This is a genomic window from Amycolatopsis sp. NPDC051372 (genome assembly GCF_040682095.1).
GTDB lineage: Bacteria > Actinomycetota > Actinomycetes > Mycobacteriales > Pseudonocardiaceae > Amycolatopsis.
Map to the genome: position 1 here is coordinate 16,911 of NZ_JBFBAF010000010.1, position 26,836 is coordinate 43,746.

Annotated in this window: 29 protein-coding genes; 23 read left to right on the plus strand and 6 right to left on the minus strand. The window is 68.1% G+C overall.

Translation table 11 applies throughout. The annotated features are described in order from the left end of the window. Positions 1 to 16: 16 nt before the first annotated feature. Positions 17 to 712: a GntR family transcriptional regulator gene (locus AB0M56_RS16840; RefSeq protein ID WP_364176479.1), complete on the minus strand. Its 696-nt coding sequence runs from the start codon at positions 710 to 712 to the stop codon at positions 17 to 19. A 128-nt stretch (positions 713 to 840) separates the two neighbouring features. Between AB0M56_RS16840 and AB0M56_RS16845 the strand changes: the two genes are divergently transcribed. From AB0M56_RS16845 to AB0M56_RS16905, 13 genes are all read left to right on the plus strand, one after another. Continuing rightward, positions 841 to 1,338 (plus strand): flavin reductase family protein, encoded by a 498-nt coding sequence (locus tag AB0M56_RS16845; RefSeq protein WP_364176481.1) that lies wholly within the window; start codon positions 841 to 843, stop codon positions 1,336 to 1,338. A 58-nt stretch (positions 1,339 to 1,396) separates the two neighbouring features. Then, on the plus strand, positions 1,397 to 2,611 hold the full coding sequence (locus AB0M56_RS16850; RefSeq protein ID WP_364176483.1) for an acyl-CoA dehydrogenase family protein: 1,215 nt from the start codon (positions 1,397 to 1,399) through the stop codon (positions 2,609 to 2,611). A gap of 62 nt (positions 2,612 to 2,673) precedes the next feature. Then, a complete protein-coding gene (locus tag AB0M56_RS16855; RefSeq protein WP_364176484.1) occupies positions 2,674 to 3,072 on the plus strand; it encodes a YciI family protein in 399 nt (132 codons plus the stop codon). A 40-nt stretch (positions 3,073 to 3,112) separates the two neighbouring features. After that, positions 3,113 to 3,796, plus strand: a complete 684-nt coding sequence (locus AB0M56_RS16860; protein WP_364176487.1) for a 3,4-dihydroxy-2-butanone-4-phosphate synthase — start codon at positions 3,113 to 3,115, stop codon at positions 3,794 to 3,796. Then, positions 3,793 to 4,638, plus strand: a complete 846-nt coding sequence (locus AB0M56_RS16865) for a fumarylacetoacetate hydrolase family protein (protein WP_364176490.1) — start codon at positions 3,793 to 3,795, stop codon at positions 4,636 to 4,638. The genes AB0M56_RS16860 and AB0M56_RS16865 overlap by 4 nt, the downstream gene beginning before the upstream one ends. Positions 4,639 to 4,663: 25 nt before the next feature. Further along, positions 4,664 to 5,587, plus strand: a complete 924-nt coding sequence (locus AB0M56_RS16870; protein ID WP_364176493.1) for a VOC family protein — start codon at positions 4,664 to 4,666, stop codon at positions 5,585 to 5,587. A 185-nt stretch (positions 5,588 to 5,772) separates the two neighbouring features. After that, positions 5,773 to 6,987, plus strand: a complete 1,215-nt coding sequence (locus AB0M56_RS16875) for an acyl-CoA dehydrogenase family protein (protein ID WP_364176496.1) — start codon at positions 5,773 to 5,775, stop codon at positions 6,985 to 6,987. Positions 6,988 to 7,351: 364 nt separating this feature from the next. Beyond that, the gene (locus AB0M56_RS16880) at positions 7,352 to 8,596 is read left to right on the plus strand and encodes a cytochrome P450 (RefSeq protein WP_364176499.1); all 1,245 of its coding nucleotides are present in this window, start codon (positions 7,352 to 7,354) and stop codon (positions 8,594 to 8,596) included. 25 nt (positions 8,597 to 8,621) lie between these two features. Continuing rightward, positions 8,622 to 9,233: a nuclear transport factor 2 family protein gene (locus AB0M56_RS16885; protein WP_364176502.1), complete on the plus strand. Its 612-nt coding sequence runs from the start codon at positions 8,622 to 8,624 to the stop codon at positions 9,231 to 9,233. A 79-nt stretch (positions 9,234 to 9,312) separates the two neighbouring features. After that, the gene (locus AB0M56_RS16890) at positions 9,313 to 10,275 is read left to right on the plus strand and encodes a PDR/VanB family oxidoreductase (RefSeq protein WP_364176505.1); all 963 of its coding nucleotides are present in this window, start codon (positions 9,313 to 9,315) and stop codon (positions 10,273 to 10,275) included. Positions 10,276 to 10,349: 74 nt separating this feature from the next. Beyond that, on the plus strand, positions 10,350 to 11,960 hold the full coding sequence (locus AB0M56_RS16895; RefSeq protein ID WP_364176508.1) for a carboxylesterase family protein: 1,611 nt from the start codon (positions 10,350 to 10,352) through the stop codon (positions 11,958 to 11,960). A 153-nt stretch (positions 11,961 to 12,113) separates the two neighbouring features. Beyond that, entirely contained in the window at positions 12,114 to 13,115 is a 1,002-nt protein-coding gene (locus tag AB0M56_RS16900) for an AraC family transcriptional regulator (RefSeq protein WP_364176511.1), read from the plus strand. Between the two features lie 215 nt (positions 13,116 to 13,330). Next, positions 13,331 to 14,743 (plus strand): MFS transporter, encoded by a 1,413-nt coding sequence (locus tag AB0M56_RS16905; RefSeq protein ID WP_364176514.1) that lies wholly within the window; start codon positions 13,331 to 13,333, stop codon positions 14,741 to 14,743. A gap of 298 nt (positions 14,744 to 15,041) precedes the next feature. Here AB0M56_RS16905 and AB0M56_RS16910 read toward each other — a convergent pair whose 3' ends face one another. After that, positions 15,042 to 15,596: a hypothetical protein gene (locus AB0M56_RS16910; protein WP_364176517.1), complete on the minus strand. Its 555-nt coding sequence runs from the start codon at positions 15,594 to 15,596 to the stop codon at positions 15,042 to 15,044. Beyond that, on the minus strand, positions 15,593 to 16,105 hold the full coding sequence (locus AB0M56_RS16915; RefSeq protein WP_364177054.1) for a SigE family RNA polymerase sigma factor: 513 nt from the start codon (positions 16,103 to 16,105) through the stop codon (positions 15,593 to 15,595). The genes AB0M56_RS16910 and AB0M56_RS16915 overlap by 4 nt, the downstream gene beginning before the upstream one ends. Before the next feature lie 615 nt (positions 16,106 to 16,720). Here AB0M56_RS16915 and AB0M56_RS16920 point away from each other — a divergent pair. The 6 genes from AB0M56_RS16920 (at position 16,721) to AB0M56_RS16945 (ending at position 21,487) form a co-directional block, all read left to right on the plus strand. Continuing rightward, the gene (locus AB0M56_RS16920) at positions 16,721 to 17,218 is read left to right on the plus strand and encodes an RNA polymerase sigma factor (protein ID WP_364176520.1); all 498 of its coding nucleotides are present in this window, start codon (positions 16,721 to 16,723) and stop codon (positions 17,216 to 17,218) included. Then, entirely contained in the window at positions 17,215 to 17,829 is a 615-nt protein-coding gene (locus tag AB0M56_RS16925; RefSeq protein WP_364176522.1) for a methylated-DNA--[protein]-cysteine S-methyltransferase, read from the plus strand. Before AB0M56_RS16920 ends, AB0M56_RS16925 begins: the two co-directional genes overlap by 4 nt. Further along, entirely contained in the window at positions 17,826 to 18,560 is a 735-nt protein-coding gene (locus AB0M56_RS16930) for a 2OG-Fe(II) oxygenase (protein ID WP_364176524.1), read from the plus strand. The genes AB0M56_RS16925 and AB0M56_RS16930 overlap by 4 nt, the downstream gene beginning before the upstream one ends. 267 nt (positions 18,561 to 18,827) lie before the next feature. After that, positions 18,828 to 19,337 carry a hypothetical protein gene (locus tag AB0M56_RS16935; RefSeq protein ID WP_364176528.1) on the plus strand — a complete coding sequence of 170 codons (510 nt, stop codon included), beginning with the start codon at positions 18,828 to 18,830 and terminating at the stop codon, positions 19,335 to 19,337. Beyond that, the gene (locus AB0M56_RS16940; RefSeq protein WP_364176531.1) at positions 19,334 to 19,957 is read left to right on the plus strand and encodes a DNA-3-methyladenine glycosylase I; all 624 of its coding nucleotides are present in this window, start codon (positions 19,334 to 19,336) and stop codon (positions 19,955 to 19,957) included. The genes AB0M56_RS16935 and AB0M56_RS16940 overlap by 4 nt, the downstream gene beginning before the upstream one ends. 1,173 nt (positions 19,958 to 21,130) lie before the next feature. Beyond that, entirely contained in the window at positions 21,131 to 21,487 is a 357-nt protein-coding gene (locus tag AB0M56_RS16945) for a hypothetical protein (RefSeq protein ID WP_364176534.1), read from the plus strand. 228 nt (positions 21,488 to 21,715) lie between these two features. Here AB0M56_RS16945 and AB0M56_RS16950 read toward each other — a convergent pair whose 3' ends face one another. After that, complete coding sequence (locus AB0M56_RS16950; protein ID WP_364176537.1) at positions 21,716 to 22,927, minus strand: SPFH domain-containing protein; 1,212 nt, start codon at positions 22,925 to 22,927, stop codon at positions 21,716 to 21,718. A gap of 104 nt (positions 22,928 to 23,031) precedes the next feature. Beyond that, complete coding sequence (locus AB0M56_RS16955; protein WP_364176540.1) at positions 23,032 to 24,015, minus strand: DUF3592 domain-containing protein; 984 nt, start codon at positions 24,013 to 24,015, stop codon at positions 23,032 to 23,034. A 409-nt stretch (positions 24,016 to 24,424) separates the two neighbouring features. On the opposite strand from AB0M56_RS16955, the gene AB0M56_RS16960 reads away from it, so the two are divergent. Next, on the plus strand, positions 24,425 to 24,688 hold the full coding sequence (locus AB0M56_RS16960) for a hypothetical protein (RefSeq protein WP_364176541.1): 264 nt from the start codon (positions 24,425 to 24,427) through the stop codon (positions 24,686 to 24,688). Continuing rightward, positions 24,688 to 24,870: a hypothetical protein gene (locus AB0M56_RS16965; RefSeq protein ID WP_364176543.1), complete on the plus strand. Its 183-nt coding sequence runs from the start codon at positions 24,688 to 24,690 to the stop codon at positions 24,868 to 24,870. The genes AB0M56_RS16960 and AB0M56_RS16965 overlap by 1 nt, the downstream gene beginning before the upstream one ends. A 29-nt stretch (positions 24,871 to 24,899) precedes the next feature. Here the strand turns inward: AB0M56_RS16965 and AB0M56_RS16970 are convergent, their stop codons facing one another. Beyond that, the gene (locus AB0M56_RS16970) at positions 24,900 to 25,367 is read right to left on the minus strand and encodes a hypothetical protein (protein ID WP_364176546.1); all 468 of its coding nucleotides are present in this window, start codon (positions 25,365 to 25,367) and stop codon (positions 24,900 to 24,902) included. Between the two features lie 107 nt (positions 25,368 to 25,474). Between AB0M56_RS16970 and AB0M56_RS16975 the strand changes: the two genes are divergently transcribed. Both AB0M56_RS16975 and AB0M56_RS16980 read left to right on the plus strand, forming a co-directional pair. After that, positions 25,475 to 25,705 carry a hypothetical protein gene (locus tag AB0M56_RS16975; protein WP_364176549.1) on the plus strand — a complete coding sequence of 77 codons (231 nt, stop codon included), beginning with the start codon at positions 25,475 to 25,477 and terminating at the stop codon, positions 25,703 to 25,705. Positions 25,706 to 25,807: 102 nt separating this feature from the next. Continuing rightward, a complete protein-coding gene (locus AB0M56_RS16980; RefSeq protein ID WP_364176552.1) occupies positions 25,808 to 26,734 on the plus strand; it encodes a 2-dehydropantoate 2-reductase in 927 nt (308 codons plus the stop codon). The last annotated feature ends 102 nt before the right edge of the window (positions 26,735 to 26,836 follow it).

The window sequence follows — 26,836 nt, forward strand, 5'->3', positions numbered from 1 at the left end:
CAGCGGCCCAGCGGAGCTAGGCTGTCGAGGAACTGCCGGTCGCAGGCGCGTCGACGGTTCGTAGCAGCACTTGGGTCGTGTGGCGGATGTGCTCGACGAGGATTGCCACGGCCGCGTCGGCCTCCTTGGCGAGGATCGCGTCCAATATGGACTTGTGCTCGCCCACGATGTCGCGATGCTCGTGGCCGAGCGGCACGGACCAGCGGCGGTAGAGCTCGGCGGAGTCGCGCAGGGAGCGGGCGATCGCCAGCAGTCGAGGGTTTGGGCAACCGGACAGTAGCGCCAAGTGGTAGGCGGCGTGCACTTCGACCCAAGCGTCGGAGAGTCGCTCCGGGTCATCGGCGTCCATCTGCGGGGTCTGCTGGAGCCGGTGGTGCGCGGCGAGGACGTCGGACTCCCACTGCACTCCACCGTGTTCGAGCGCTTCGCGGAGGACGAGCGACTCGATGGCTACCCGGGCCTCGGTCAGATGCTCGAGGTCCTTGATGGAGACCGGTGTGGTGCGGAATCCGAGCTGTGGCTCGGCCTGGACCAGGCCCTCGGCCGTGAGCCGTGACAGTGCCTCGCGGACCACGCCCATGCTGGCGTCGTAGGTGCTGCACAGCTCGGCGAACGGCAGCCGGCTGCCCGGGGTCCGGCGGCCGGCGAGGATGTCCTTGCGCAAAGCCAGATACACGCGCTCGGCCCGGGTCGAGGACTTGGTCGGGGCCATACCCACAAGTCAACCATGTTCGAGGTCTACGGGCAATGTCGAAAATGTATTGACTTATTGATAATCCTGAACCAGTCTGGTGTTACAGCACGCTGAGCTGCTGAGACGACCGGCGAGGAGGCCGCTACATGGTGGACGAAGCAGCGTTTCGCGAGCTGATGGGTGCGGTTTGCGCGCCTGTCACGGTGGTCACCACCACCACAGGCGAGGGACGCCCGCACGGCACGACCGTGAGTTCCTTCGCTTCGCTTTCCCTGCGGCCCCCGATGGTGAGCTTCGCGCTCGACAACGGATCGGCGTTACTCCAGCACGTTCGCGAGTCCCGGCGGGTGGGGGTCAACGTCCTGGCACACGGGCAGGAAGCCGTCGCGGCGGCGTTCGCGGGACGGGGCGAGGGCAAGTTCACCGGAGTGCCCTGGCACGAGGACGACGGCCTACCGCGGCTCGCCAGCGCGGGCGGGTGGCTCGTCGGGACGGTGAACTGGCTCGTCCCCGGTGGTGATCATGTGCTGGTGCTCGTGCAGGTCGTCGCGTCCGAAGTCTCCGAAGCCGCGCCTCTCGTCTACGCACGCCGGACGTTCGGCACCCATTCCCGGTTCGAGCGCCGGATCGAGCTGTCGTCGTAAGCCCGCCGGCGGCGTGATCACCACGACGGTTCCAACCCACCGAGCAAAGGAGCATTTGATGTCCATCATTCTCGATCGGCCGAGCGCGACCTTGGCGGATCGGCAGCTTCGAGCCGACCTCGTCGAACGCGCAGGAAAGCTCGTTCCGCTGCTGGCGGCGAACGCGAAGCGGACGGAGGACGATCGGCGGGTGCCCGAGGAGAACATCCGGGCGATCGAGGAGGCTGGGCTGCTCTCGATCATGCAGCCGCGCCGTTTCGGTGGTCTCGAGGTCGACTTCCGCACGAAGCTCGAGGTCACGCGGGAGCTCGCGCGCGGATGTGGTTCGACGGCGTGGGCGACCAGCCTGATGAACGTCTGCGCGTGGTTCACCGGGCTCTGGAGCGCGCAGGCGCAGCAGGACGTGTGGGGGGAGAACCCGCACAACCGGGTCGCCGGTGTGTTCGCGGCGAGTGGAACTGCGCGGGTGGTCGAGGGCGGCCTGGTCGTGAGCGGCAAGTGGGGCTGGGCCAGCGGATGCCTGCACTCGCAGTGGGCGCTGGTCGGCACGCCACCGGTGGAGGGTGAGGGCAAGTCCTACGACCAGGGCATGGTCCTCATTCCCATGGCCGACCTGACGATCGAGGACACCTGGTTCGTCGTCGGCATGCGCGGCACGGGCTCCAACACCCTCGCCGCCGACGAGGTCTTCGTCCCGGAGCACCGGTTCATCTCCGTGCCCAAGATGACGGTCGGTGACGTCGCCACGCCGTTCACGGACGAGGCGCTCTACCGGTCGGCGTTCGTGCCCGGTGCCGCGATCATTCTCGCCGGGCCGCAGCTCGGCCTGGCCCAGGCGGCGCTCGACCTCGTGCTGGAAAAGGCCCCCAAGCGCGGAATCTCCTACACCTTCTACGATAACCAGACCCAGGCACCGGTGGTGCAGCTCGCCGTGGCCAAGGCCGCGAACCTCATCGACACCGCGCACCTGCTGGCCTACCGCGCCGCGGCGGAGATCGACGAGAACGCCCACAACGGCGTATTCCCCGACTACACCGCGCGGGCGAAAGCGCGGATGGACATCGGCCAGGCCATCGTCACCGCGCGCGAGGCCATCCGGGAGCTGGTGACCGCGCACGGCGCTTCGAGCTTTGCCGAATCAAGCCCGATGCAGCGCATCTGGCGCGACAGCGAGGTCGCCAGCCGCCACGCCGTCGGCAATCCCGAGATCAGCGCCGAGGTCTACGGCCGGGCGCTGCTGGGCATCCACGAAGGCGTCACCCCGCTCGTCTGACCCGTGGAAGAGCGGGTCCCCGGCCGCGCGCCGCGAAGAACAACCGAAGAGGAGTGAAAACCGTGGCAGAACAACGAATGCCGTGGAAGGACCTGGTCGAGTATTCGGAGACGCACGGCTTGCTCGCGAAGCAGCTGTACGTCGTGGTTTCGACCCCGACGAACGGGCTCGGCCCGGTCTTGGAAAACCTCGATCCGCACGTCGAGTACCAGACGAAGATGGAACGGGAAGGCGTCATGTTCGCCGCCGGCCCGTTCGCCAGTGACGATCTGCAGGAGTGGCACGGCGAGGGGATGTTCGTCTACCGTGCGGAATCCCTCGAGCAGGCCACGAAGTTCGCCGAGGCCGATCCCATGCACCAGGCGGGTGCCCGTAGTTTCCGCGTCCGCCTGTGGTTGCTGAACGAGGGGACGTATTCGGTCCAGCTGTTCTACTCGGGCGGCAAACCGAAAATCGGCTGATCTCGAACTCGAGGCCGTCGGACGACAAGGAGGTGACCGCATGACGGTGGTGGAGCAGCGCAGAGCGGCTGACTCGATCCGAGACCGGGTGCGCGGTGCCGTCGCCGAGCTGGCGCGGGGACGCGCGATCGTCCTGGAGGATGACCTCGCCGGTGGGGTCGGGATTCTGGTCTTCGCCGCCGCAAAGGCGTCAACGCGGACGATGGCGTTCCTGATCGAGCACAGCTCGGGGTTCGTGTGCGTCGCGCTTCCCGCAGCGCGGTGCGCGCAGCTGAAGCTCCCGCCGACGTGTGCGCGCACCGGAAGCTCGACGCCCGACTACTGCGTGGCGTTCGACGCCGCGGAGGGTACGACGACGGGAATCTCGGCGCGTGACCGGGCTCGTGGCGCGAAGCTGGTCGCCGAGGGTGCGACCACTCCGGACGATCTGGTGCGTCCTGGGCACCTGATCCCGCTCCGGGCGGCCGACGGACGCGTGCTGGAGCGGCCGGCCCGGGCCGAGGCCGCGATCCGACTGGCCGAGATCGCCGGTCTCGCGCCGGTGGCCGTGCTGGCCGACGTGGTCAGCACGATGGACCCGACTCGGATGTGCGACGGCCTCGAAGCCACTGAATTCGCGACTGTGCACGGGCTGGCGCGCCTCTCGCTGACGGACGTCGTGGAATACGAACTGGCCGCGGTCGACGAACACGTTCCCGCGGCTCTGAAGAGAGGACTCCCATGAAAATCGGCAATCTCGACGGCCGTGCTGTGCTGGCGGTGCCCGGAGGCGTGGTCGACGTCAACCGGGCGAGCGGCGGGGAACTGCCCTCTGCCGTCAACGATCTCTTCGGCGTTTGGGACAAGCTGCGCGCGCTCGAACAACACCATTCCGCCGACGCCGTGTTCACTGTGGACGAGGCCCGGCTGGGCCCGCCGTGCCCGAGTCCGCAGCAGGTGTTCGCGATCGGCCTCAACTACTCCGACCACGCTTCCGAAGCCGCGTTCGCGGTGCCGGACTCGCCGACGGTGTTCCCCAAGTACGTGTCCAGCTTCACCGGCGCGCACGGTGAGGTCGCGCTCAGCGGTGACACAGTGGACTGGGAGGTCGAACTCGTCGCGGTGGTGGGAAAGGAGGGTCACCGGATCCCGGTGGCCGACGCGTGGTCGTACGTCGCCGGTTTGTCGGTCGGCCAGGACCTGTCCGACCGGAGTGTGCAGATGAGCGGGCCGGTGCCGCAGTTCGGGCTCGGGAAGTCGTTCCCCGGGTTCTCGCCGATCGGCCCGTGGCTGGTCACCCCGGACGAGCTCGCCGACGCCGACGACCTCGAGCTGGGGTGTTCGGTCAACGGCCACGAGGTACAGAAGGGCCGGACGCGGGACATGGTGTTCTCGATCCCCGAGCTGGTTGCCCGCCTGTCGCAGGTGGTGACGCTCTACCCAGGCGACGTGATCTTCACCGGGACCCCGGCCGGCGTGGGCATGGCCCGCAACCCGAAGTGGTTCCTCAAGCCCGGCGACGAGCTGACCAGCTACGTGCGCGGAATCGGCGAGATGCGGCACGTGATGACCGCTCGGCGGGCGTAGGCACGACAGCAAGGGAGCAGGAAACGTGGCTTTGCACAAGATGGCCGCGGTCGTCATCGGCGTTCCGAACCTCGCCGAGACCACGGCCTACTACACCGAATTCGGGCTCACTCCCCGCGGCGACGGCTGGTTTTCCACTGTGGACGGAGGAAACCAGCTGCGCCTGGTCGAGTCCGCGATGCGGAGGCTGGTGGCGTTCACGGTCGGCGTCGACAATCCCGACGACCTCGACCGCGCGGAGAGCCGGCTGCGCGGTGTCGAGGCGCTCGTCAGCCGTGGTCCGGGACGACTGACGGCGATCGACCCGGTCGGCGGGGTGGAGGTCACGCTCGAGGTCATGCCGCGGCTGCGGCAGGCCGAGGCCCCGGCACCCGTTTACAACGCGCCGGGCCGGATCGAGCGGGCCGGCGCGCGGGCCGACGGGGTGCTGCGCACGAACGCGGTCAAGCCCCGCAAGCTCGGCCACGTCGTGCTCGGGACCACTGACTTCGCTGCGTCCCAGCGGTTCTTCGTCGACGGTATCGGGTTCAAGGTGAGTGACCTGATCAAGGACACCGGGGCGTTCCTGCGCTGCTCGACCGACCACCACAACCTGTTGCTGCTCAAGGCACCCGTGAGCTTTCTGCACCACACCTCGTGGCAGGTCGACGACATCGACGAGGTCGGCCGCGGCGCCACCCGCATGCTGGAGGACCATCCGGAACGGCACGTATGGGGGCTCGGTCGCCACCACGCGGGGTCCAACTTCTTCTGGTACCTCAAGGATCCGGCGGGCAACTTCTCGGAGTACTACAGCGATCTCGACTGCATCCTCGAAGATCAGCTGTGGAAGCCCGAGGCGTTCGAGGGCGCGGCCGGCCTGTTCAACTGGGGTCCGCCGCCACCCCCGTCCTTCCTGCACCCGGACGACCTGGCGGCGCTCATGACCGGAGCACATTCGCCCGGCTGACGTGCCCCGGCGCCGCGGCGACCGGGCGGCGACTGTCGTCATCGGCGGCGTTGACCCGCGCATACGCGGGCCGGGAGGTCGGATGGCCGTATCGCGAACGGATGATGTCCGACTCGCGCAGCGGCCTCCCGTCGGGGGCCGGCCGCGGCTAGCGTCGCGAATGAGCACACAGGCAAGGAGACGTGATGGACTACGTTCTGGATCGACCGTCCGTGACCGCAGCCGAGCGCGACCTGCGCGCTGACCTCGTCGAGCGGGCAGCAAAACTCGTCCCGGTGCTCACAGCCAACGCGGCCCGTACCGAGCAGTCGCGCCGGATTCCGGAGGAGAACCTCTCCGCGATCGAGGAAGCGCAGCTGTTCTCGATCATGCGGCCGAAGCGGTTCGGCGGCCTGCAGGTGGACTTCCGCACGAAGCTCGAGGTGACCCGCGAGCTGGCGCGAGGCTGCGGCTCCACGGCCTGGGCCACCAGCCTGATGAACGTGTGTGCGTGGTTCACGGGGCTGTGGGGCGAAGAGGCTCAGAAGGACGTGTGGGCCGAGCGGCCGGCCAACCGCGTCGCCGGTGTATTCGCCCCGACCGGCACGGCCGAGGTCGTGCCGGGTGGCTACCGGGTGAGCGGTCGGTGGGGCTGGGCCAGCGGGTGCCTGCACTCCCAGTGGGCGCTCGTCGGGGTCCCGCTCGCCGACGAGAGCGGACAGCCGGCCGACCAGGGGATGGTTCTCATCCCGATGTCCGAACTGTCCATCGAGGACACTTGGTTCGTGGCCGGCATGAAGGGCACGGGAAGCAACACCCTGGTTGCGGACGACGTCTTCGTACCCGCTCACCGCTACGTCTCCGTGCTGAAGCTGATCAACGGCGAAGTGGCCAACCCCTACCGCGACGAGGAGCTCTACAGAGCCGCCTTCGTGCCGGGGGCCGCGATCATCCTGGCCGGGCCGCAGCTCGGACTCGCCCAGGCCGCACTGGACGTCGTGCTCGGGAAGGCGCCGCAGCGCGGCATCGCGTACACGTATTACGACAGGCAGACCGACGCCCCTGGTTTCCAGCTGGCCGTCGCCAAGGCTGCGTCTCTTGTGGACTCCGCGCACCTGCACGCCTACCGCGCGGCCGCGGATATCGACGAAGCCGCACACCGCGGCGTGTTCCCGGACTACGCCGCACGAGCGCGGGTCCGCATGGACACCGGCCGCGCGATCATTTTCGCGCGCGAGGCGATCCGGGAACTGGTCTCGGCCCACGGGGCTTCCAGTTTCGCGGACGTGAGCCCGATGCAGCGCATCTGGCGCGACAGCGAGGTCGCGAGCCGGCACGCGGTGGCCAACCCCGAAATCAGCGCGGAAGTGTACGGGCGCGCGCTGCTCGGCTTCACCAGCGGCGTCAGCCCACTCGTCTGAGGCGGTCACGGTCATCTGTGTGTCGCGCTCGGAATGCTTTTCGTCGGCCACGCGGTGCCGAAGGCGTTCGGCAGGCTCGGCCGGCCTGCTGTAGCCGGGGTCGGTGTCCTGTTCGACAGGTGGAGCCTGCGTCCTGCGAGACTCGGTGATCCTCACCTCGGGATGCGCGCCAACCACCGGAGTGCTTCTGATCATCGGCCCGCCGTCGCCGTTCGCCTGCACGGTCATCGGCGCGGGGCGGTACTCACGCGCCGTCCGCCGTGCCGCATTCGTCCTGGCCTCCACCGACGTCTGAGCCGGAGGGATCCGGCGGATGCGCCGGCTGGACACGAACACCTGCAACACCGGACAAGGAGGTTCAGCCATGCACGACGGCGACCCGGCGGACTGCGCCGTCACGGACATCGATCCGTTCTCCGATGAGTTCCTCACCGACCCGTTCCCGGCGCTGGCCGAGCTGCGCGATCTTGGTGAGGTCTTTTATCTGCGGCGCTACGGTGTCTGGGGCGTTGCCCGCCACGAACAGGTCACGTCAGTCCTGCGGCAGCCCACGGACTTCTCCAACGCCGCGGGCGTCGGCTACTCGGATCTGCTCCGGGAAGACCCCTGGCGCTCACCGAGCCTGATCCTCGAGGTCGATCCGCCGATTCACACGACGAACCGGCGAGTCTTGGCGCGGATCCTCTCGCCGCGCGCGCTGCGCGACCTCACCGAGCGCTTCGCCCGGGAAGCCGAGTTGCTGGTGGACCGCGTCCTCACCGGTGACGTCGCCGAGGTGGACGCGGTCCAGGACCTGGTGCGGCCGTTCGTTCTCAAGGTGTTCCCGGACTCCCTCGGGCTCCCCGCCGACGGCCGTGAGAACCTGCTTCCGTACGGCGGGGTCTCCTTCAACGCGCTCGGACCCCGCAACGCTCGCTTCACCGCTGCTATGCGCGACGCCGAGAGGCTCGCCGGCTGGGTCGAGCGCGCCTGCTCGCGGCGCGGTCTCGGGGCGAGCGGGTTCGGCCCCGACATCTTCCGGGCGGCGGACGAGGGCACGATCACCGAGGCCGATGCGGGGCTGCTGGTCCGGTCGTTCCTCACGGCCGGGGTCGACACCACGGTCAGCGCACTCGGGTTCGCCTTGCTGCGCTTCGCTCAACACCCCGATCAGTGGGACCGGTTGCGCGCACAACCCTCGCTGGCCCGTGCGGCTTTCGACGAGGTCGTGCGGGTCGACTCCCCGGTGATCGCGTTCTTCCGGACGACAACCGCGGACACCGAGCTGGCCGGGACGACCATCCCGGGCGAGCGAAAGGTGATGGTCTTCTTCGCCGGTGCGAACCGCGACCCGTCGCGCTGGACGGACCCCGACGATTTCGACATCACCCGCAACGCGGCCGGGCACGCGGGGTTCGGCGCCGGGATCCACAACTGCGCGGGCCAGATGGTCGCCCGGCTGGAGGCGGAAGCCTTGCTGCAGGCCCTCGCCCGACGGGTACAGCGCTGGGACCTGGCCGGCACACCGGCTCCGAGCCTCAACAACGCGCTCCGCGCGCTCGGCAGCCTCCCACTCCGGGCGCACCGGAGCACCGGCCGCGCGCCGACGAGCACGAGCCGAACCGCCTGACCGACGTACGAAACGAGGTATGACGATGACCGAGGCCGATCACGGGCTCAGCGCTGTGGCCCGGAGAGTGCTGCTTGAACGGCGGGCACGCGATCGCGGCCAGTGGGGCCGGATGCGCGATTGCATCCACCCCGAGGCGTCCATCCGACTGAGCTGGTTCCAGGGCACCGGTGCGGATTTCGTGAAGCAATCGGAGGAGATGGCTGCGCGGGGCCAGCAGGCCACCCACCGGCTCGCCCCGCCGGTGACCTCGCTCTCCGGTACCCGGGCGGTCGCCGAAGTGCCTGCGAGCATCGAGTTCCGTGACGTCATCGGCGGCGTGGAGGCGGATCTGGCGTCCTTCACCCGTCTCGTGTACCGCCTCGAGAAAACCTCGGACACCTGGCGGATAGTGGCGCTGGACGTGATCTACGAGCGCGACACCCTGACCCCGGTGATGCCCGGCGAGGTCCCCGATCTCGACCGGGCCCTGCTCTCGACGTTCCGTGCTCCCTGCCGGTTCCTCGGTTACCACCTCGCCGACCACGGCTACACGATCTGGGGCGACCTGTACGGCGTCGACCGGCCGGAGCCCGTCGCAGAGTTCTACCACTCCCTGTCCGCATGGGTCGATTCGGCCGCATCGCCGGCCCGGTGATGGCGATGGACGCTCCAGCCGTGTGTGTGGACACACCGGGGAAAGGACGCTGATGGCAAGCACGACACGACAAGGTGGCATGGTCGACGGAAGCAAACAAATCGAATTCGAAGCGGTGGTCGCCGGTCGGCGAAGCGTTGCCGAGGGTGTGGTCGAGCTGAGCTTGCGGCGTCGCGACGGCGCCGCTCTCCCGGCCTGGGCGCCTGGAGCGCACATCGACCTTGTGCTCGGCGACGGGCTCGTCCGGCAGTACTCCCTGTGCGGGCCGCTCGCCGACGCCAGTCAGTATCGGATCGCCGTCCGGCGGGACGACGACGGGAGGGGCGGGTCGCGGCAGGTCCACGACACGGTCGGCGTCGGCGACGTCGTGGTGCTTCGTGGGCCGCGCAATCACTTCGTCCTCGAGGACGCGCCTGGCTATGTGTTCGTCGCCGGTGGGATCGGGATCACCCCGCTGCTGCCGATGATCGAGGCAGCTCGTGACGCGAACACAGATTTTCGGCTCTACTACTGCGGCCGCCGCCGCGCGAGCATGGCTTACTGTGGCGAGCTCGCTCGCGACGAACGGGTCACGATCCTTCCGAAGGACGAGGAGGGGCCGCTGCGGATTGACGAGATCCTCGAGGACACCCCCAGCGCCTGGCCGGTGTACTGCTGCGGCCCCGAGACGCTCCTGGCCGCGTTCGCGCAAAGCTGCTCCGCGCAGTCAGGCCGCGCACTGCGCGTCGAACGATTCACCCCGGTTCCGGTTCCTGGCGAGCAGGCTTCAGAGGATCACGATTTCACGGTGGAACTCGCTGTCACCGGCGGCGAAGTGGAAGTCCCGGCCGATCGCCGGCTCCTTGACGTCTTGTGGGATTCCGGCGTCAACGTCATGACCTCCTGCGAGGAGGGCACGTGCGGAACCTGCGAGACGGCAGTGCTCGCCGGGGAGCCGGATCACCGTGACTCGGTGCTGTCGCCTGAGGAGCGAGCTGCGAACGACCGCATCATCGTGTGCGTGTCCCGAGCTCGGTCATGCCGCCTGGTACTCGATCTCTGAACGGGGCGACGCATCACCCACCCGATCCGCGCCTGACGCGGCAACAGAAACGTCGGAGAACGGGAGAACCCGAGATGGTTGAGGACAGCGGGACGACAGCAGTTGTCTCCACGACTGACGGACCGGTTCGCGGAACATGCGCCGATGGGGTTCGCCGGTTCCTGGGGGTCCCGTACGCAATGCCACCGACCGGCGATCGGCGATGGCGCCCACCCGTCGCCCCCGTGCCGTGGACCGAAGTGCGCGACGCGACGAGTTTCGGTGCCGTCTGCGCCCAGGACAGCACCGGCCTGCCGGGATTCGGGCACTTCAGCGAGACGGAAGACTGTCTCTACCTCAACGTTTTCACGCCGGACCGCCAAGATCGGGAGCAGGTGCTGCCGGTCATGGTGTGGTTTCCGGGCGGCGGTCTTTACTGCGGAGGAAGCACCGGTTACGAGCCGCATTCGCTGGTTGTCGACGGAAGTGTTGTGGTCGTTTCGGTCAACTACCGGTTGAATGTCTTCGGCTTCTTTTCCCACCCGGCGATCAACTCGGAAGGGCACCCCGCCGGGAATTACGGAATCATGGACCAGCAGCTGGCGCTGCGCTGGGTCCGGCGCAACATCGCACAATTCGGTGGCGACCCTGGAAACGTGACGATTTTCGGCGAGTCCGCCGGCGCGATCAGCGTTCTCGCGCACATTGCCTCGCCGGGATCGGCAGAGCTCTTCCACCGCGCCATCCTGCAGAGCTGTGGGCCGACAGCCCTGATGGCAACGCCGAGCATCGAGTCCCTGGCGCACGTCGGTGAGGGCTTGGCCGCGGCGGCCGGGTGCGCCGCACAGACCCCGGACGGGCTTCGTGCCCTCACCACGCGAGAGCTGCTCGATGCCGACGCGATGGCGGAACAGATCCTCGGAGTGGGGAAATATCACATCGGACTGGTCGCGGACGGCTCTGTCATTCCGGAGCGGATGTCGGAGCTGTTCAGCACCGGTCGATTCAACCGGGTACCGGTGATCAACGGCGTCAACCGGAACGAGTTCACCTGGTTCCAGGCGATGATGGAATTGCACACCGGGCACGTGATTTCGGCTGACGAATACCCGCATGCCGTGGCGGCTGCGCTGGCGGCCCTCGCGCAGGTCCCCGTGCTGGGCACGACGGTTCCGGACGACGCACTGCCGGAGATCCTCGACCGCTATCCCTGTGCGGCATATCCCAGCCCGGCAAGCGCCGTCGCCGCGATCGTCGGGGACTGCGGGTTGATCAGCGCCGGCGGTCGGCGTACCACGCGTGTCATCGCGGAGTTCGTCCCTGAGGTCTACTTCTACGAGTGGGACGTTCCGGACTCGCCTGTCTCGTGGCCTGAGGTGTCGTTCCCCTACGGCTCTGGTCACACTCAAGAGCTCCAGTACCTGTTTCGCGGCTTTCACGGTGGGGGAGGGACGCCTCGGGAGCTGACGAAGCCGCAGCAACGACTGGCGCGGCACATGGTCGCGTTCTGGACAGGGTTCGCGCGATGTGGCGAGCCGGATGCCGGAATCGCAGGCGGGCCGATCTGGGCCCCGTACGAGCACGGAGCCGACAACGCGATGATTTTGACAACTCCGGAATCGGGGATGGTGAACTCATTCGGTCAACGGCACCACAGTGATTTCTGGGACGCGCTCACTCGTCGGGCAGCAGCGACGACTGCTTGAGTGCCGGAGCAGGGCTGTGCGGCCGGACGGAGGTGATCGTGGCTGAGCTGAAGTTGTCGTGCGCACCAGGGCGAGCTAATATTGAAAATCATCGGACTTTTCGATGTTGGTGGCGCAGTGTTGAGGGGGCGTGGTGCGGAGGAGGTGATCGCGATGTCCGGACCGGTCATCCCGATGGCCGATGTCGAGGACGCGGGCATCGGCAGGGTTCTCGTGCAGACGCGTTCGGCCGAAGAGGCCGAGATCCGTGGTACCCGACTGCTCTCGCCGCATCGCCTGAGGGTGGGGAGGGGCGGGCTTCACGCGCGGATCCGTGGCGTCTCCCTCGGCCCGGTCGCTCTTTACCACCTGAGCTACGCGGCAGGTGTCACTGTCACCGCGCCGCCCATGCAAGGCTACATCGACACGTTGATGCCCGTGCGGGGGGCGGTGCGCGTCGACCATGCCGGCGACCGGTTCGACGCCGTGGCCGGCCGGACGGCGGCGGTGATCAGCCCTCATGCCCCCATGGTGCTGCAATGGAGTCCCGGCCTGCGGTTGGCGATGATGCGCATCGAGGCCGAGGCACTCAGTTCCTTCGCCCGGATGCTCACCGGCCACGACGACTTGGAATTCCGCCTTGACCCGATGGTGGCGGACTCGAACGGCGTGGCGGGGCTGCACGGAGTCGCCCACCTGATCCGGTCGACGACGGCCCAGCTCGCCGGTGCGAGCGTATGGCCGGGGGCGATCAGGACGCGAGTGCGAGAGCAGGCGATGCTCACTCTGCTGATGAATCAGCCGGACTTTCGTGTTCAACTGACCGGGGGTGTCCGCCAGCCCGTCGCTCGAACTGCGGTGCGGGAGGCTGTCGAGCTGGTCGAGTCGCGGCCGGAGAGTTGTTTCACACCCGCGAGCCTGGCGGCGTCCGTCGGCGTCAGCGTGCGTACTTTGCAAATGGGTTTTCGCGAGGAAATCGGCACCACTCCTGGCGCATTCATTCTCAGTGTGCGGCTTCGACGGGTCCGCGAGGAGTTGGTCGCCGCGCAGCCGGGTGACGGCGCCACCGTGGCCGACATCGCTCACCGGTGGGGGTTCCTCAACCTCGGGCGGTTTGCCGCGCAGTACCACCGCGCCCATGGGGAGTGTCCGTCGGACACCCTGCGCCGTCGGTGACTGGCGCCCTTTCGGTCGGCCCGAACTCACTATTCGCAGATGAAATCAATATATAAGTGTACTTTCCGTATCTTACTGTTTGTGTGAAATCATACGGCTCTGGCCTCCGCGCGTGACCAGCGTGCGTAGGGTCCGGCGGAACCGGGCCGCCACTCTCTGTATAGCAAAGCGCTGTCCGACCTCGGAGATTCCGCGGAGGGCTGCCTCAACGCGCCGTGGATTTCCCGTACATGGCATTCGTCCGAACCATTGATCCCGAAGGTGTGATCGCTGTGGTTGTCCGTGAGTTGATCGACAGATCGCCGATGAGCCGGTTCCAGGTTGCGGTCGTGCTGCTGTGCACCGCCCTGTGCGTGGTCGAGGGATTCGACATCCTTATGATGTCCTTCGCCGCTCCTGGAGTGGCCAGGGACTGGGGGCTGAACAATGCCTCGGTTGGAATGCTGCTGAGCGCCTGCCCGTTCGGTATGGCAGCGGGGTCCGCGGTGATCGCGCCGTTGGCCGACCGCATCGGCCGCCGGCCGCTGATCCTTGCGTGCCTTGCCGCGACGACGGTGGCGATGGCGCTGAGCGCCGCAACCCGCAACGCCGGTGAGTTGGCCTTCTGCAGGGGTTTGGCCGGGTTGGCGATCGGCGGGCTGGTCGCGAGTCTTCCTGTGCTCGTCTCCGAATTCGTCCCGGCTCGTCGCCGGGGTAGTGCGGTCGCGCTGTACACGGCCGGGTTGCCGCTGGGCGGCGTGGTCGGCGGTTTCGTGGCGACGTTGATCGGCAGCCACTACGGCTGGCGGGGCATCTTCGTCGCGGGTGCGCTCCTCACCGTGGCGCTGCAGGCGGTGAGTTTTGCGCTGTTGCCGGAGTCGTTGGAACACCTGGAGATTCGCCGCCCGCGTGGTGCGCTTCAGCGCATCAACCGGACCCTTGCCCGGATGGGGCGGGACCCCGTTACCCATCTCGCCCAACGCGGCGATGGGTCGGCGGGCGTAGCCGGCGGGGTCCTCCGTGGCCGGGCAGGCGCGCGCTCGCTTCTGCTGTGGGTGGCGTTCTTCATCAGCGTGGCGTGCTTCTACTTCGCGAGCAGCTGGACGCCCACCTTGCTGCAGCGCAGCGGTTTCTCCGCGCAGCAAGGCATCAGTGGGGGCATGCTGCTGAACGTCGGCGGAATCGCCGCCACGCTGCTGTTCAGCGTGCTCGCGTTACGTGTGGGACCGAGGCCGCTCACCGTGCTGTCCTTTGTCGCGGCCGCAGCGTCCTTCGTCGTCATGGGCTTGTCTCTGGGCAGCGCGGGCGGCGCCTTCGTCGCCGCAGCGGCGGTGGGCGTGACCATCAACGCTGCCGTGGCGGGCCTATACACGATCGCACCGGAGCTCTACGCACCCTCCGTCCGCACCACGGCGGTCGGCTGGGCCGCCACGATGGGCCGGCTGGGTGCCATCGTCGCTCCGCTGTTCGCCGGATCGCTCCTCGACGAGGGCTGGTCACCGCAGACGTTGATGGTGGTGTTCGCGGGTCCGCTTGTCGTCGGCGGACTGTGCGTGCTGGCGATCGGCAGGCTGGGCAGGGAGCAGCGGCGTGGGCTGTCAGCTCCAGCCGCGGATGGACCATCTACTCCGGTTCAAGGTGCCCTCTAACGGTTCCGGGCGGTGAAGGAGGGCGAACCGGTATCGGTCGAGACGATAGTCGTGGTGCAGGTGCAGGTGCAGGTGTGTGGGGGTGCCACACCGACCTGCACTACTGCGACGGCGGGATCAAGGATGAGTTTCCCTCTGGCGCTCGACGAGTGCCGTGTCCGTTGAGCGTCGGAGCGATCATGGGACTCGACCTGGCTGATCAGGACGAGCTGCGGACTCGTGGACCGGCCACGGCAGGGTGATGTCGATGCCAACTGCGCAAACATCCGCACCATCGGTCGCGCAGCTGCGAACCGATTCACAGCTGCGCGACCGGCAGGCCCAGTTCGGCGCAGGTGCTTGCGTCCCCGGGGAAGACGCCGACCGCGCCTTCTGCCGCGGTCACGGCGTGCGCGTTGAGCACGCAAGCGACGAGCGGGGGAACCGGGTAGTCGGTGACACCCGGTTGGCGGGGCTGGTAGTCAAGCCTGTTCGACTTCCAGTTGTCGCTGCAGATCTGCATGATGTCGCCGGTGACGTCGACGGGTCCGTTCCGGCCGCCGATGCCGATCCCCACGTGCTGGTTCGGGGCGCTGCTGGTGATGTCGGCGCTGCGGTAGCAGTAGCCGATCTCCCGATTGGTCGGAGCCAGGAGGCTGCCCGGTGCTGCAGCATCCACAGCGCTGTGCCCGCCCAGCACGGTTACTCCACCGGAGACCGCGGCCACGCCGGCCACGGCCGCGGTGACGGCGGTCAGGGCGCGCGTACGCCGGCGGGCGTGCCCGCGCGCTTCCAGTGCGTCCAGATCGAGTCTCATCGGCGGTTCGTCGGTGCCGAGCGCGCGAATCAGCAGTTCCCTGTCGCCGGTGGTCATCGTGTGCTCCCCTCTGGTGTTTCGGCCGCGGTGGCGGCCTCACACAGCAACTGCCGGAGTGTGGTCAGGCCTCGCGCGGCCTGAGATCGCACGGTGCCTTCGGAAATGCGCAGTACCTTCGCAACGTCGGTGCTGGTCAAGTCGCTGAAGTAGCGCAGCACCAGGACCGCTCGCTGCCGCGCCGGCACCTTGGCCAGCGCGGCGCGGACGTCGAGAATTCCTGCCTGATCAGCGCCGGTGACGGGGGCGTCCGGCAGGTCGGCCCGCAGCTCCGCGCGCCGGTACGGGCGCCGGGACTCGTCGATCGCCAGCCGCGAGATCACGCGGCGCGCGTAGGCATCGACACCACTGGGGTCGATGCGCTGCCAGCGTGTGTGCAGGCGCAGCAACGCCGTCTGCACCAGGTCCTCGGCCAGCGCCCAGTCTCCGCACATCAGGAACGCCTCCCGGCGCCACACCCCGGCGCGCTCCCGCACAACCTGGCTCAACTCCCACCGATCCGCCACGATCACCCCTTCCTCCCCCTACATACGAGACCGCGCAGGCGGACCGTTGCACGATCACCACACCGAATCTCGTGATCAACGCAGGTCCATAGGGGACCGCCGACGCCCGTCGAGTCTTCCTCGCCAAAATCCTGGCCGCCGCGCAGCGAGCACACCGGCCGCCCGCTGGCGGGGCAGCCGGTCCAGCGCGGCCGCGCTGGACCGGCTGCAGGTCCAGCGTCGTCGTGCTCACCAGGGACGAACGCGAGCGAGTTTCGGCGTCGATCACTGAAAGAGGCCATCTCACGTTTTGTGCGCGGCGGTCGTCTACGGGGCGGAGGAGAGGAGGGCACAAATGAGCATGCGACACGTCGTCGAGGCGGGGCGCGGACCGGTCACGCTGGTAGCCCGGGGTGGGGCTGTCACCGGCCTGTTTTTCAGCCGTCAGGTCAGCCGGCCTTCGCCGGAGACGTTCGGCCCGGAGGCGGGTGCTTCGGCGGATCCGCTGCGGGGCGGCCGCGGCCTCGCGCGAGAGGCTGGGGAGGCTGCCGGCGCGAACCCGTTGTGTGTGGGTCCGTGTGGGACGCTCGTCGTGACCGGCGATCTCACAGCGGCTACCTCGAAATCGTCTTCGGTGGGATGGACATGCAGCTGCCTTTCGAGCAAATAGTCGCGCGGCACGGCGCAACCGTGGTGCGGGTCTGCCGGGTCGTCCTCGGGCCGCACGATGCGGACGACGCGTGGTCGGAGACCTTCCTTTCCGCCATGCGCGCCTATCCGGACCTGCCGGAGACGGCGAACGTCGAGGCGTGGCTCGTGACGATCGCGCACCGCAAGGCCATCGATCTGCTGCGTGCGGCGAAGCGGAATCCGCTGCCGGTCGAGGAGGTTCCGGAGGAGCCGACGACGCTGGGCGTTCCCGATCTGGAGGATCACGACCTCTGGGCCGCGGTGAGTGGTCTGCCGGCGAAACAGCGTCAGGCCGTGGCGTATCGCTACGTCGGCGGTTTGGCGTACGCCGAGATCGCGGAGATTCTCGGCGGTTCCGTCGACGCGGCGCGCAGAGCCGCTGCCGACGGGCTCAAGAACCTCAGAAAGAAACGTCCGGGCGTGATCACGAGAGGAGCATCCTCATGAACGACATTCGCAACGATGACGACACGGTCGCGCTGCTGTCGACGTCCGTGGACGCCGATCTTCTCGATCGGCTGCACCGTCGGTTGGCGAAGGAGGCCGAGCTGGCCGGCCTGCTCGATGTCGCGTACTCCACCGTCGACTCGCCGGTGGGCAAGCTGCTGCTCGCCGCGACGCCGGCGGGTGTGGTCCGCGTGGCCTTCGCCAGCGAGGACCACGACCGGGTGCTGGAAGTCCTCGGCCAGAAGCTGAGCTCGCGCATCCTGCGCGCGCCGAAACGGCTGGACGCGGTCGCACGCGAGATCGACGAGTATTTCGCCAAAGTCCGCCAGGCCTTCGACGTGCCGCTGGACCTGTCCCTGTCGCGCGGATTCCGGCGGCTCGTGCAGACGCATCTGCCCGAGATCGGCTATGGCCAGACCCGCAGCTACCGGGACATGGCCGAGCTCGTCGGCAACCCGAAGGCCGTCCGCGCGGTCGGCACCGCCTGCGCGACCAATCCGTTGCCGATCGTCGTCCCTTGCCACCGCGTGCTGCGTTCCGACGGCACGCTCGGTGGGTACATCGGCGGGCTCGAAGCCAAGACGGCACTGTTGAAGCTGGAGGCGGCATGAGCACTGCACGGCGTAAGACCGGCGACCGCTGGCGTGACCGGGTCGAGTCGGGAGACTGGACGGCGATCACCGCCGAGGTCAACGAGTACGGCGGGGCGCTGCTGCCCCGGCTGCTGGCCCCGGAGGAGACCGAGGAGATCAGAGGGCTCTACGAGCGGGACGACCTGTTCCGCAGCACCGTCGACATGGGCCGGCATCGCTTCGGCCGGGGCGAGTACCGGTACTTCCACGCGCCGTACCCGGAGCCGGTCGAGCGGCTCAAGCAGGCGTTGTACCCGCGCCTTCTGCCCATCGCCCGCGACTGGTGGACGAAGCTGGGCCGGCCCGCGCCCTGGCCGGACACGCTCGACGAGTGGCTCCGGATGTGCCACGACGCAGGCCAGGCGAAGTCCACGGCGATCCTGCTCCGCTACGCCGAGAAGGACTGGAACGCCCTCCACCGTGACCTGTACGGCGACCTGGTGTTCCCGCTGCAGGTCGTGATCAACCTCAACGAGCCGGGCGTGGACCACACCGGTGGGGAATTCCTGCTGCTGGAACAGCGTCCTCGCGCCCAGTCCCGGGGTACGGCCACCCTGCTGCCGCACGGTCACGGCTATCTGTTCACCACTCGTGACCGGCCGGTCGAATCCGCCCGCGGCTGGTCGGCCGCACCGGTCCGGCACGGAGTGTCCGCCATCAGATCGGGCGAACGGCACACCCTCGCGCTCGTCTTCCACGACGCAGCATGATCGACGAGGCGAAGACCTGCACCCTGCTCGGACCGGACGGCCCTCCGTACCGGCCGTCGGTCAAGGGAGCGTGGGGCGGCCACCGCAAAGCGAAGATCTACGGGCGGCTCGACTGCCCGTGCGCGCTGCGCGCGATCGCCGGCGGCGGCTACGTCACGGATCGTGTCTTCTTCGTCGACGAGGCGGCCGCGGCAGGTTCCGCCCCCGCGGGACGTGCTGCGAGGACCGCCACCGGAAACGGAAGACCGCCCGGGAGAACGGCGAAACATGGAAGCTCTGACCAGCCCCTTGCTGACGAGGCCCGCGACTCACGACACGGACCTGATCGCCACCGACGCCGAAGTTGAGACCATCGTCCGGCTCGCCCGCGGCCGCGGCGCCCGCGACATCGCGGTCGGCTCCGGCCGCACTGCCCGCGCGCTCGCGACCGCACGCTTGGTCGAATCCGCGTGGGACCGCGCCGGCGGCCGGACCCTCGGCACGGTCACCTGGCCCGAGACCGCGGCGTCCTGGCTGCGCCCTGCCTCACGATTCGCGGCCGCGGACCCTGATCTGTGGATCATGACCGGACCGGTGACCGGCTGGGCACAGATGACCCGGCGCCTCTTGTGGTCGACCCGCTGGAGCCCGGACCGCACGCTGGCGACTGCCGGAATCGGCGATCCGCGCACCCTCGCGCTCGTCGGCCTCGCCCATCTGGACGGCCTGGCCGGGACCACCGCGGACGGCGCTTTGTGGCGCGTGGTGCACGACCGGTTTCGACAGGTGAACGCATGACGCAGGCGACGAACCCCGCCGAAGCGGACCGCGGCGTCGTCGTCGGGGACGACGGGCTCGCCCGGCCCGCGTGGGCGGCCGCGGACCCGCTACTTCGCGACTACTACGACACCGAGTGGGGCATGCCCGTCACCGACGAGCACGGCGTCTACGAGCGCATCAGTCTCGAAGGCTTCCAGGCGGGCCTGTCGTGGGCGACGATCCTCCGCAAACGCCCCGCCTTCCGCGCGGCGTTCGACGGCTTCGTCCCGGACACGGTCGTCGGTTACACCGAGACCGACGTCGAACGGCTGATGGCCGACGCCGGGATCGTGCGCAACCGGCGGAAGATCGAGGCGACCATCGCCAACGCCCGCGCCACGATCGCTCTGCGCGAGGAAACGGGCCTCGCCGACCTGGTGTGGTCGTTCCGGCCGGCGGACACTCCTCGCCCCGCATGGTTCGAGGAGATCCCCACGAAGTCCGCCGAATCGGTCGCCTTGTCGAACGAGCTGCGCCGGCGCGGGTTCGCGTTCGTCGGACCGACCACCATGTACGCGCTCATGGAGGCGATCGGCATCGTCGACACCCATCTGTTCGGCTCGCACCGGCGGGGCAGTTCGGGAATCTGGCCCGCGTGAGGCTGCTGCGCAGGTTCCGGGCTGTCCTGCTGATTTTCGGGATCGCGCGCCGGATCCTGACTGCTATCTCTGGCTCCCGACGCAACTGGATCTCATGAAGAAGGAACCTGCGGGTTCTGACGCCTCCTTCGCACGAAGTTCTGCGTGCCACTTGGCAAAAAACTCACGAATCCAACGCCGTCGAAGATTCGGGCATACCGCGAGCACGGACTCTCGTTTTTTTGCGAGGCCATCGCGCCACTCTGCGGTCGACCAGTCGCCGGTGGTGATACTGCGGTCGATGTCCCATCCCGGTTCGCTCGCCAGCTGGGAGACGTACTGCGACGTCGATCTGTGAATCATTTGCTCGCGTGTGGCGGGGAGATGGTGCGGCCGCTCATCGAATTTCCTCAGGTCGGGCAGCTTTCAGTTCGCGGTCGGCAGTTTGACAGCTCGAACTTCCGTCAAACGTCGGTAACGCGGACCCCTTGTCCGGTCGGGCACGTCGATGGCCCATTCGTTCATCTCGCGTTCATCTTTGAGGCGTCTGATGGAGTTCAGCGTACCTGAGCGCTCCCGAGGGTTTACCGACCCCGCGGCCGCCCTGCAGGAATGTCGGCCGGCCCACGACGCCGGTCCCGCCGCAGAGCTATCTTGTTTCGCCCAGACGAACACCGGCCGGTGCCAGACCGTCAGCTGTCGCGCAACACGGGCCGCCGCCGGGTCCGATGGTCCCGGTTACTGGGAGCGAGGCCGAGATGTCGAGGGCTCGGGCTCGCTGTGGTGGAAACCTGGCCGGCGCACGGTCACGGACGCATCGTGCGCCGGCCAGGGCCCCCGTGCTTTCAGCTCATCGACGGCGCGGAGGGGAGCGGCACGGCACAGCCGGTGACCCAGCCGACCCGTTGATCGCACTGCGGAGAACGGCACCTAACGCGTCAGGCGCCGTTCTCGCCGATGCTCGGCAGGGAGCTCGGGCAAACCGACTGGGGTGCGCCGGCAAAGGGCGTAGTGGGTCAGAGGTGTCGCGATGCGATACAGGGTGGTGTCCGCCAATGCAGCGCATCACGGACGCCGCAGGCTGCCGACGGCGGTGCGCGACAACTTTAACTCCGTCACCTCGGGCATCTCGGGCACCTTCTGGGGGTTCAGCGGAGGCAGCGGTGGTGGCGGGCCGCGAACGACCTCAGCGCCGTGACGATCAAACGCTGGGGTGCCCGCATCACCGCCGCGGACGAGGTCGCCGCAACGCTTCTGATCGGGCTGGGAACGTATGGGCGCAAACACGGCATCGCGTTCGAGCTTGCCGACGGAACGCTCTCCCCGACCTCCGCGGCGACTGCGTGGGTTGGCGTGAACTCGCGTCGCATCCTGCTCGATGCTCTCCACGCCCATGCCGCGGCCCACGGCGTCGCCGTCCGGATCAGCAATCCGAACAACGGTGCCCTGTTCGGATTCGGCTGGGACATCCGCATCGGAGAGGGAATTCCGCGGCCCATGACAGAGAAATCCGCCGTTCAGACCGATTGTGGGGGCTGGCCGTGCGCATGATCGCGCTGCGTTGGCCGCGCCGCGCCGCGCCTCGCCTCGTGCGAGTGCTGACGGTGGCTGCTGTCAAAGACCTCTCGAAGCTGACGTGAAGCGGGCCGCCCAGCCGAGGTGTCGACGTGATCCGCGTGTTCGACATCGGCCCCCGTGGCCGGGTCGTCGGCCTCCCGAACGGCCTGGCCGGAATCATGATCCGGCCAGGCCGCCGCCGGGTCACCGGTGCTGGTGTCGTCAGCTCGTCAAAGTGTGGTTGTTCTCCCGCTCGGCAGGTGCGTTCTCCGCCACCGCCGGCCGCTGCGTGCCGGAGTCGGTGACACTCTTCTTCACGGATTCGAGGATCGCCAGCCCCTGACCGACGAGCCCGGCGGCGACCTGACCGAGTCCGTCGGCTCCATTGAGGACGGTGACGTTCGCGCCGCTGAGGCCCGCGGCTGCTTCCTTCACGATCTGCGGCAGCTGCTCGATGAGCAATCGGTCGAGCGCGACCCGGTTGTGGGACGCGGCGGCCGCGGCCGTGACCTCCGTCGCCTCGGCGTCCGCCCGCGCCATGATCCGCACCTGCTCGGCCTGCGCCTCGGCGGGCTTGACGACCTCTGCCACCAGCTGTTGCTGGCGCAACAAAGCTTCCCGTTGCGCCAGTACGGTCCTGGCGTCGATCACCTCTTGCTGGGCCGTGGCCTGCGCCAGTGGCCCGGCCTGCGCTGCCTCGGCTTGGGCCCGGTCGATTTCGGCCTTGTACTGCGCCTGCACGACCGAGGTCTGCCGCGCGTACTCCGCCTGCCGCCGCTGCGATTCTTGTGCCGCCTCGGCCGCGGCCTGGTCGGCGCGAGCTTGCGCGATCTGGGCCTCGCGCTGGATGGCGGCGTTGTGCGGTGCGGCCATCGCGGCGATGTAGCCGAGTTTCATGTCGTCGATCGACTGGATCTGCAAGGAGTCGATCGTCAAGCCGATCTTCGCCATTTCCGCGGCCGACCCGTCGAGGACTTCGGTCGCGAGCTTCTGCCGCTCGGTCACGATTTCCTCGACGGTCATCGAGCCGACGATCGAACGCAGGTGGCCGGCGAAGATCCGGCCGGTCAGGATCGACATCTGCTCCTGGTCGGACAGGAATCGCTGACCGGCGTTCACGATGCTCTCGGTGTCATTGCCCACCTTGAACGCGATGACCGCACGGACGTTGAGCGCGATGGCCTGCTTCGTCACACAGGTTTCCGATACCTCGGCTTCGGACATGCTCAGCGTCAGGAACCGCACTTTCCGGAAGAACGGCATTACGAACGCGCCGTGCCCGGTGACCACCCGGAACGGCGCTCCCCCTGTGCCATTGCTCTTCCCGCCGGAAATGAGCATCGCCTCGTCGGGCGCGGGCACGCGATAACCGAACATCGTCGTTCTCCTAATTGCTGGTGAAGGGATCCGTCCAGGCGATGACCTCGACGGCACGATGGGGGAGGGACTCGACGACGAGGACGGTCGTGCCCTTCGCGAGCGGTACCTCGGAATAGGCCCGGTAGGTCTCGGTGCCTCCGCGGATCCGGAGCAGGACCTCACCCGGTCCCGCCGGCCCGCGGGTGCCGATGAGCAGCACGCCGGTTTGCCCTTCCGGCGATCGATCGGCGTACATTACCCGACACCTCCGGACAATTCGGGCGTGGTGTCCCACTTGCCGAAGTCCAGAGCCGGCGGCACCGGTGCGGCACCATGGAACGATCAACGTCAAGTGTCCCACGGCGGCATACCGGCCACCAGGGCAGAACCACACCACCCCGGCGCCGGATTCGCCCGCGGCGGCAGTCCTCGTGCGTGGTCATCGGCGGCGTCCCCGTGGCGGCGGGTTGTTGCCGTGAAAGCGGCTGAGCGGGATGGCGTACGGGCCCTTGCTCCAAGGGTCGTGCGGCACCACCGGCACCCAGACGCTCAACCTCGCCGGAGAGCCACGCGCGGGTGGGCGCCGCCGTGAGGAACGAATAGTGGCTGCCGACTGCCGCAACGATGCGGACCGACTTCCGGTCCCGGCCGGCGCGGTTCAGGAAGAACGACCCGTGGCCGAGCGCCGCGACCTTGACCGGTTGCCATCCGGAGCGGCGCGCGATCCGCCGGCGCCGGACCATGACCACCGTGTACGTGAGGGCCCAGGAGAACGCGCCCAACTCGAGGACGACCACGACGATCGAGCCCCAGGAGTCGTCGCCGTTGGGCTCGTCCGCGGTGCGCACGTGCGACGGATCGGCTGGGTCGTAGTACGCCGTCAAGATTTCGCCGACGTAGTACCGGATCTGGGAGTCGCGCCTGATCCCGCCTTCGAGGCCCGGCGCCGAGTAGTCCACGACGATGTAGGGCCCACCTCGCGCGTCGTTCGCCACCGCGACCACTCGCGCGGGCACCCACAGCGCCACGGCCCCGGCGGCTTGGCGAATGCGCACCCGGACGGCTCGGTCCAAGGTCACCGGGTCCGGCTTCGGCAGCCGCCCGGTGCGGGCTAAGAGAGGTTCGTCGTCTTCTTGGCGCGGGGGCTCACCCGCGCCGGTCATCCCCAGATCCATCAGCAGAGGATACGACCGAGAAATACAGCTCCACCAGGGAATTCTCTGCGATCGAAAACACTGCCGGCGAAGGCAACCGAACGGGCCCGTCCGGCGTTCTGGCCCAACCTCGCGCCACCTTGGCCGGCACGGCTCTGGCCAGGTGTTGCCGGCGCTACATCCGAACGGCTTCCCGCGGCGAACTACCGGTTCGCGGCCGGCTCACGCGGATACGAATCACCTTCGTGGCCGGGTAAGGTCGGCGACTTGCCCGTGATCGAGGGAGCGGTGGTCGCACCGTATCGACAAGTCGGCGGAAGTCAGTCGAGACAAGGCGTTGCTCGAGGCACCGCAGTCCAGCGTGGACAGCTTGTCAGCGGATCGCCCGATTTGCGAGGATTGAAAGGGTCGGCACCTCATGATGGAACTCGGTTGCTGGTTTCCCTATATTCCGACACAGCCGGGTCCTTTGCGGACGATGGAGCAATCTCGCGCTCGTGCGGCGTATGACGATTTCATGCTGATGAAGGAGGACAGGCTCGGAGAGCTCACACGGTTGCTCAACTACAACGGCATCGACGTGACGTTCGATGAAGCCGGCGTGCGAATGGTCGCCGAATGGATCAAGCGCGAGATCGAGCAGGATCCCAAGTCTACCAGCATCCGGTTCTCATCAACTTGATGCGCACCAAGCAAGGCGGCCCGCTGGAATACTTCGTCTTCTTGCAGGGATTCACCGGGGCACATGCGATGGGTATCGGCTATCGTGAAGAGTGCATCTGGTACGCGTTTCAGCGTGCTCGTGAACTCATCGGCGAGGAATTGAGTCAGCTCGAAGGACGTGTGAGTAGTCCACGTCGTTGATCTTGAGCCACCAGGACGGGTGGGGGAAGCTACTTCGAGAAGGTGGCGAGATAGCCGAGCGCGGGCGAGCCCAATCCGGTGACGTCGTCGTAGCCAGGTGTCGCGGTGAGGGCGCCGTCGTGGCCGTCGGTGATCAAGGTTGCCGCGCCGGGGAGTGCGTTGCCGCGCTCGTCGGTCTCGGAGACGACCCGGGCGATCGGTGTGCCGCCGAACGGGTGGTCGGTGACGTCATGGAACATGATTGTCGGCTTCGGGTTCGCCGGCGCATGGTGGTCGGCCTGCTGCGGCGCCGCCGACGACGGCACCGCCACGAATACGGCGGCCGCGGCCAGCGCGGTCGTGGCGGCGGCGATCCGGGCCAGGCGAGTACGTGTGCGCATCGCAGTCGAACGTCGGGTACTACCTCGACGTGCTGGCAGAACAGGGCCCAGCTTGATCGGCTGCGGCCCACCGGGCCGGTGCCGGCGACCGTATTCCGTTCTGTCCTGATTGGACACGCGACGACCTCGTCACGCTCACCACGACGTGCTCGGGGCCCTCGGGACCGCGCCGGCCGGTCTGGACTGCTGGACGATGTGGGCCGCCGACGAGCCTGCGCTCCACAGTGCCCACTTCACTCGGCCTGACCTGCTCCGGCACCGGATCGCGGTGGTGGGTGCGGATCGGGCCGGGCGCACCGGAGTTCGGCCGCGGGCCGGCCACAGTGGACGCAGAAGTGACCGCCTGGCCGGGCGAACTGCTCCTGCTGCTCTGGAAGCGGCGCGATGCCACGGGTCTGGATGTGCGGGGAGACGCGCGTGCACTGGACGTCTGGGCTCGCGAAGCGAACCTCTGACCAGCGATCGCGATCTCTGGCTTGTTTATTAAAAGCCAGCAGTGTTACGCTGCCGAGGTGCTGCGCTGTGATGCCGCGCGTTGAATTCTCGGAGGTTTCGGCATGGTTCGAGTATTGGTTGTCGGCGCAGGAGCGACGGGCGCTTTCTTTGGTGCGCGGCTCTTGCAGGCGGGCAACGAGGTGGCTTTCCTGGTTCGGCCCCGACGTCGTGAGGTGCTGCGTGAGCGCGGCCTGCGCATCGTGAGCGCGGAGCACACGGAGGTGCTGCACCCCGAGCTGCTCGTCGCGGGGGAGCTCTCCGATGCGTACGACGCGATCTTGCTGTCGGTCAAAGCCGACGCGCTACCGGCCGCGATCGAGGATTTCGCCCCGGCGGTGGGACCGGGAGTGGGGATCATCCCCTTCCTGAACGGCATGGCCCACCTCGATGTCCTCAACGACCGGTTCGGAACCGGTTCGGTGCTGGGCGGGGTGGTCAAGGTCGTCACGTTCGTCGACGAGAACGGCGACATCCGCCAGCTGGCACCGCTCGCGGACATGGTCATCGGTGAGCAAACCGGCGAGCAGACGCCCCGGCTGGCCGCGCTCGCGGACGGCTTCGGCTCCGCCGCTTTCCCTTTCGCGACATCCGGCCGGATCGTCACGGAGATGTGGCACAAATGGGTGTTCATCGCCTCGGCCGGTGCGGTGACCACTCTGATGCACGGCAACATCGGCGAAATCGCCGCCGTTCCCGGTGGTGCGGACTTCGCGACGGCGGTCCTGTCCGAAGCGGCGGCCGTGTCCGCCGCGGCCGGCCATCCGATGACCGGCCGGGAGTTCGGAACCACCAGGGAGCTGCTCACGGCGCATGACTCGGCTTTCGCGCCCTCCTTCTACCGGGACCTCTCCCGCGGGCTGCCCACCGAGGTTGAACACGTTTTCGCCGACGTCGTGCTGCGCGGCGAGAAGCTTGGTGTTGACACCCCGTTGCTGAAGCTCGCGACCATCAACCTGCGGGTGCACCAGAATCGCGTCTCGGCCGCCTGATCACGCCCATCGAACTGAACCACATCGGAGACTGGAGCCGAACGTGGCCGGGCGCCTCGAGGGTCGGTAGTCCGCTCCCTCGAGGCGCCCGGCGTGGTGTGG

Coding starts and splice junctions, on each gene's coding strand:
- AB0M56_RS16840 (WP_364176479.1), bottom strand. CDS start 712: ATGGCCCCGACCAAGTCCTCGACCCGGGCCGAGCGCGTGTATCTGGCT.
- AB0M56_RS16845 (WP_364176481.1), top strand. CDS start 841: ATGGTGGACGAAGCAGCGTTTCGCGAGCTGATGGGTGCGGTTTGCGCG.
- AB0M56_RS16850 (WP_364176483.1), top strand. CDS start 1,397: ATGTCCATCATTCTCGATCGGCCGAGCGCGACCTTGGCGGATCGGCAG.
- AB0M56_RS16860 (WP_364176487.1), top strand. CDS start 3,113: ATGACGGTGGTGGAGCAGCGCAGAGCGGCTGACTCGATCCGAGACCGG.
- AB0M56_RS16865 (WP_364176490.1), top strand. CDS start 3,793: ATGAAAATCGGCAATCTCGACGGCCGTGCTGTGCTGGCGGTGCCCGGA.
- AB0M56_RS16875 (WP_364176496.1), top strand. CDS start 5,773: ATGGACTACGTTCTGGATCGACCGTCCGTGACCGCAGCCGAGCGCGAC.
- AB0M56_RS16880 (WP_364176499.1), top strand. CDS start 7,352: ATGCACGACGGCGACCCGGCGGACTGCGCCGTCACGGACATCGATCCG.
- AB0M56_RS16885 (WP_364176502.1), top strand. CDS start 8,622: ATGACCGAGGCCGATCACGGGCTCAGCGCTGTGGCCCGGAGAGTGCTG.
- AB0M56_RS16890 (WP_364176505.1), top strand. CDS start 9,313: ATGGTCGACGGAAGCAAACAAATCGAATTCGAAGCGGTGGTCGCCGGT.
- AB0M56_RS16895 (WP_364176508.1), top strand. CDS start 10,350: ATGGTTGAGGACAGCGGGACGACAGCAGTTGTCTCCACGACTGACGGA.
- AB0M56_RS16900 (WP_364176511.1), top strand. CDS start 12,114: ATGTCCGGACCGGTCATCCCGATGGCCGATGTCGAGGACGCGGGCATC.
- AB0M56_RS16910 (WP_364176517.1), bottom strand. CDS start 15,596: ATGACCACCGGCGACAGGGAACTGCTGATTCGCGCGCTCGGCACCGAC.
- AB0M56_RS16920 (WP_364176520.1), top strand. CDS start 16,721: ATGGACATGCAGCTGCCTTTCGAGCAAATAGTCGCGCGGCACGGCGCA.
- AB0M56_RS16925 (WP_364176522.1), top strand. CDS start 17,215: ATGAACGACATTCGCAACGATGACGACACGGTCGCGCTGCTGTCGACG.
- AB0M56_RS16930 (WP_364176524.1), top strand. CDS start 17,826: ATGAGCACTGCACGGCGTAAGACCGGCGACCGCTGGCGTGACCGGGTC.
- AB0M56_RS16935 (WP_364176528.1), top strand. CDS start 18,828: ATGGAAGCTCTGACCAGCCCCTTGCTGACGAGGCCCGCGACTCACGAC.
- AB0M56_RS16940 (WP_364176531.1), top strand. CDS start 19,334: ATGACGCAGGCGACGAACCCCGCCGAAGCGGACCGCGGCGTCGTCGTC.
- AB0M56_RS16955 (WP_364176540.1), bottom strand. CDS start 24,015: ATGACCGGCGCGGGTGAGCCCCCGCGCCAAGAAGACGACGAACCTCTC.
- AB0M56_RS16960 (WP_364176541.1), top strand. CDS start 24,425: ATGATGGAACTCGGTTGCTGGTTTCCCTATATTCCGACACAGCCGGGT.
- AB0M56_RS16965 (WP_364176543.1), top strand. CDS start 24,688: ATGCGCACCAAGCAAGGCGGCCCGCTGGAATACTTCGTCTTCTTGCAG.
- AB0M56_RS16980 (WP_364176552.1), top strand. CDS start 25,808: ATGGTTCGAGTATTGGTTGTCGGCGCAGGAGCGACGGGCGCTTTCTTT.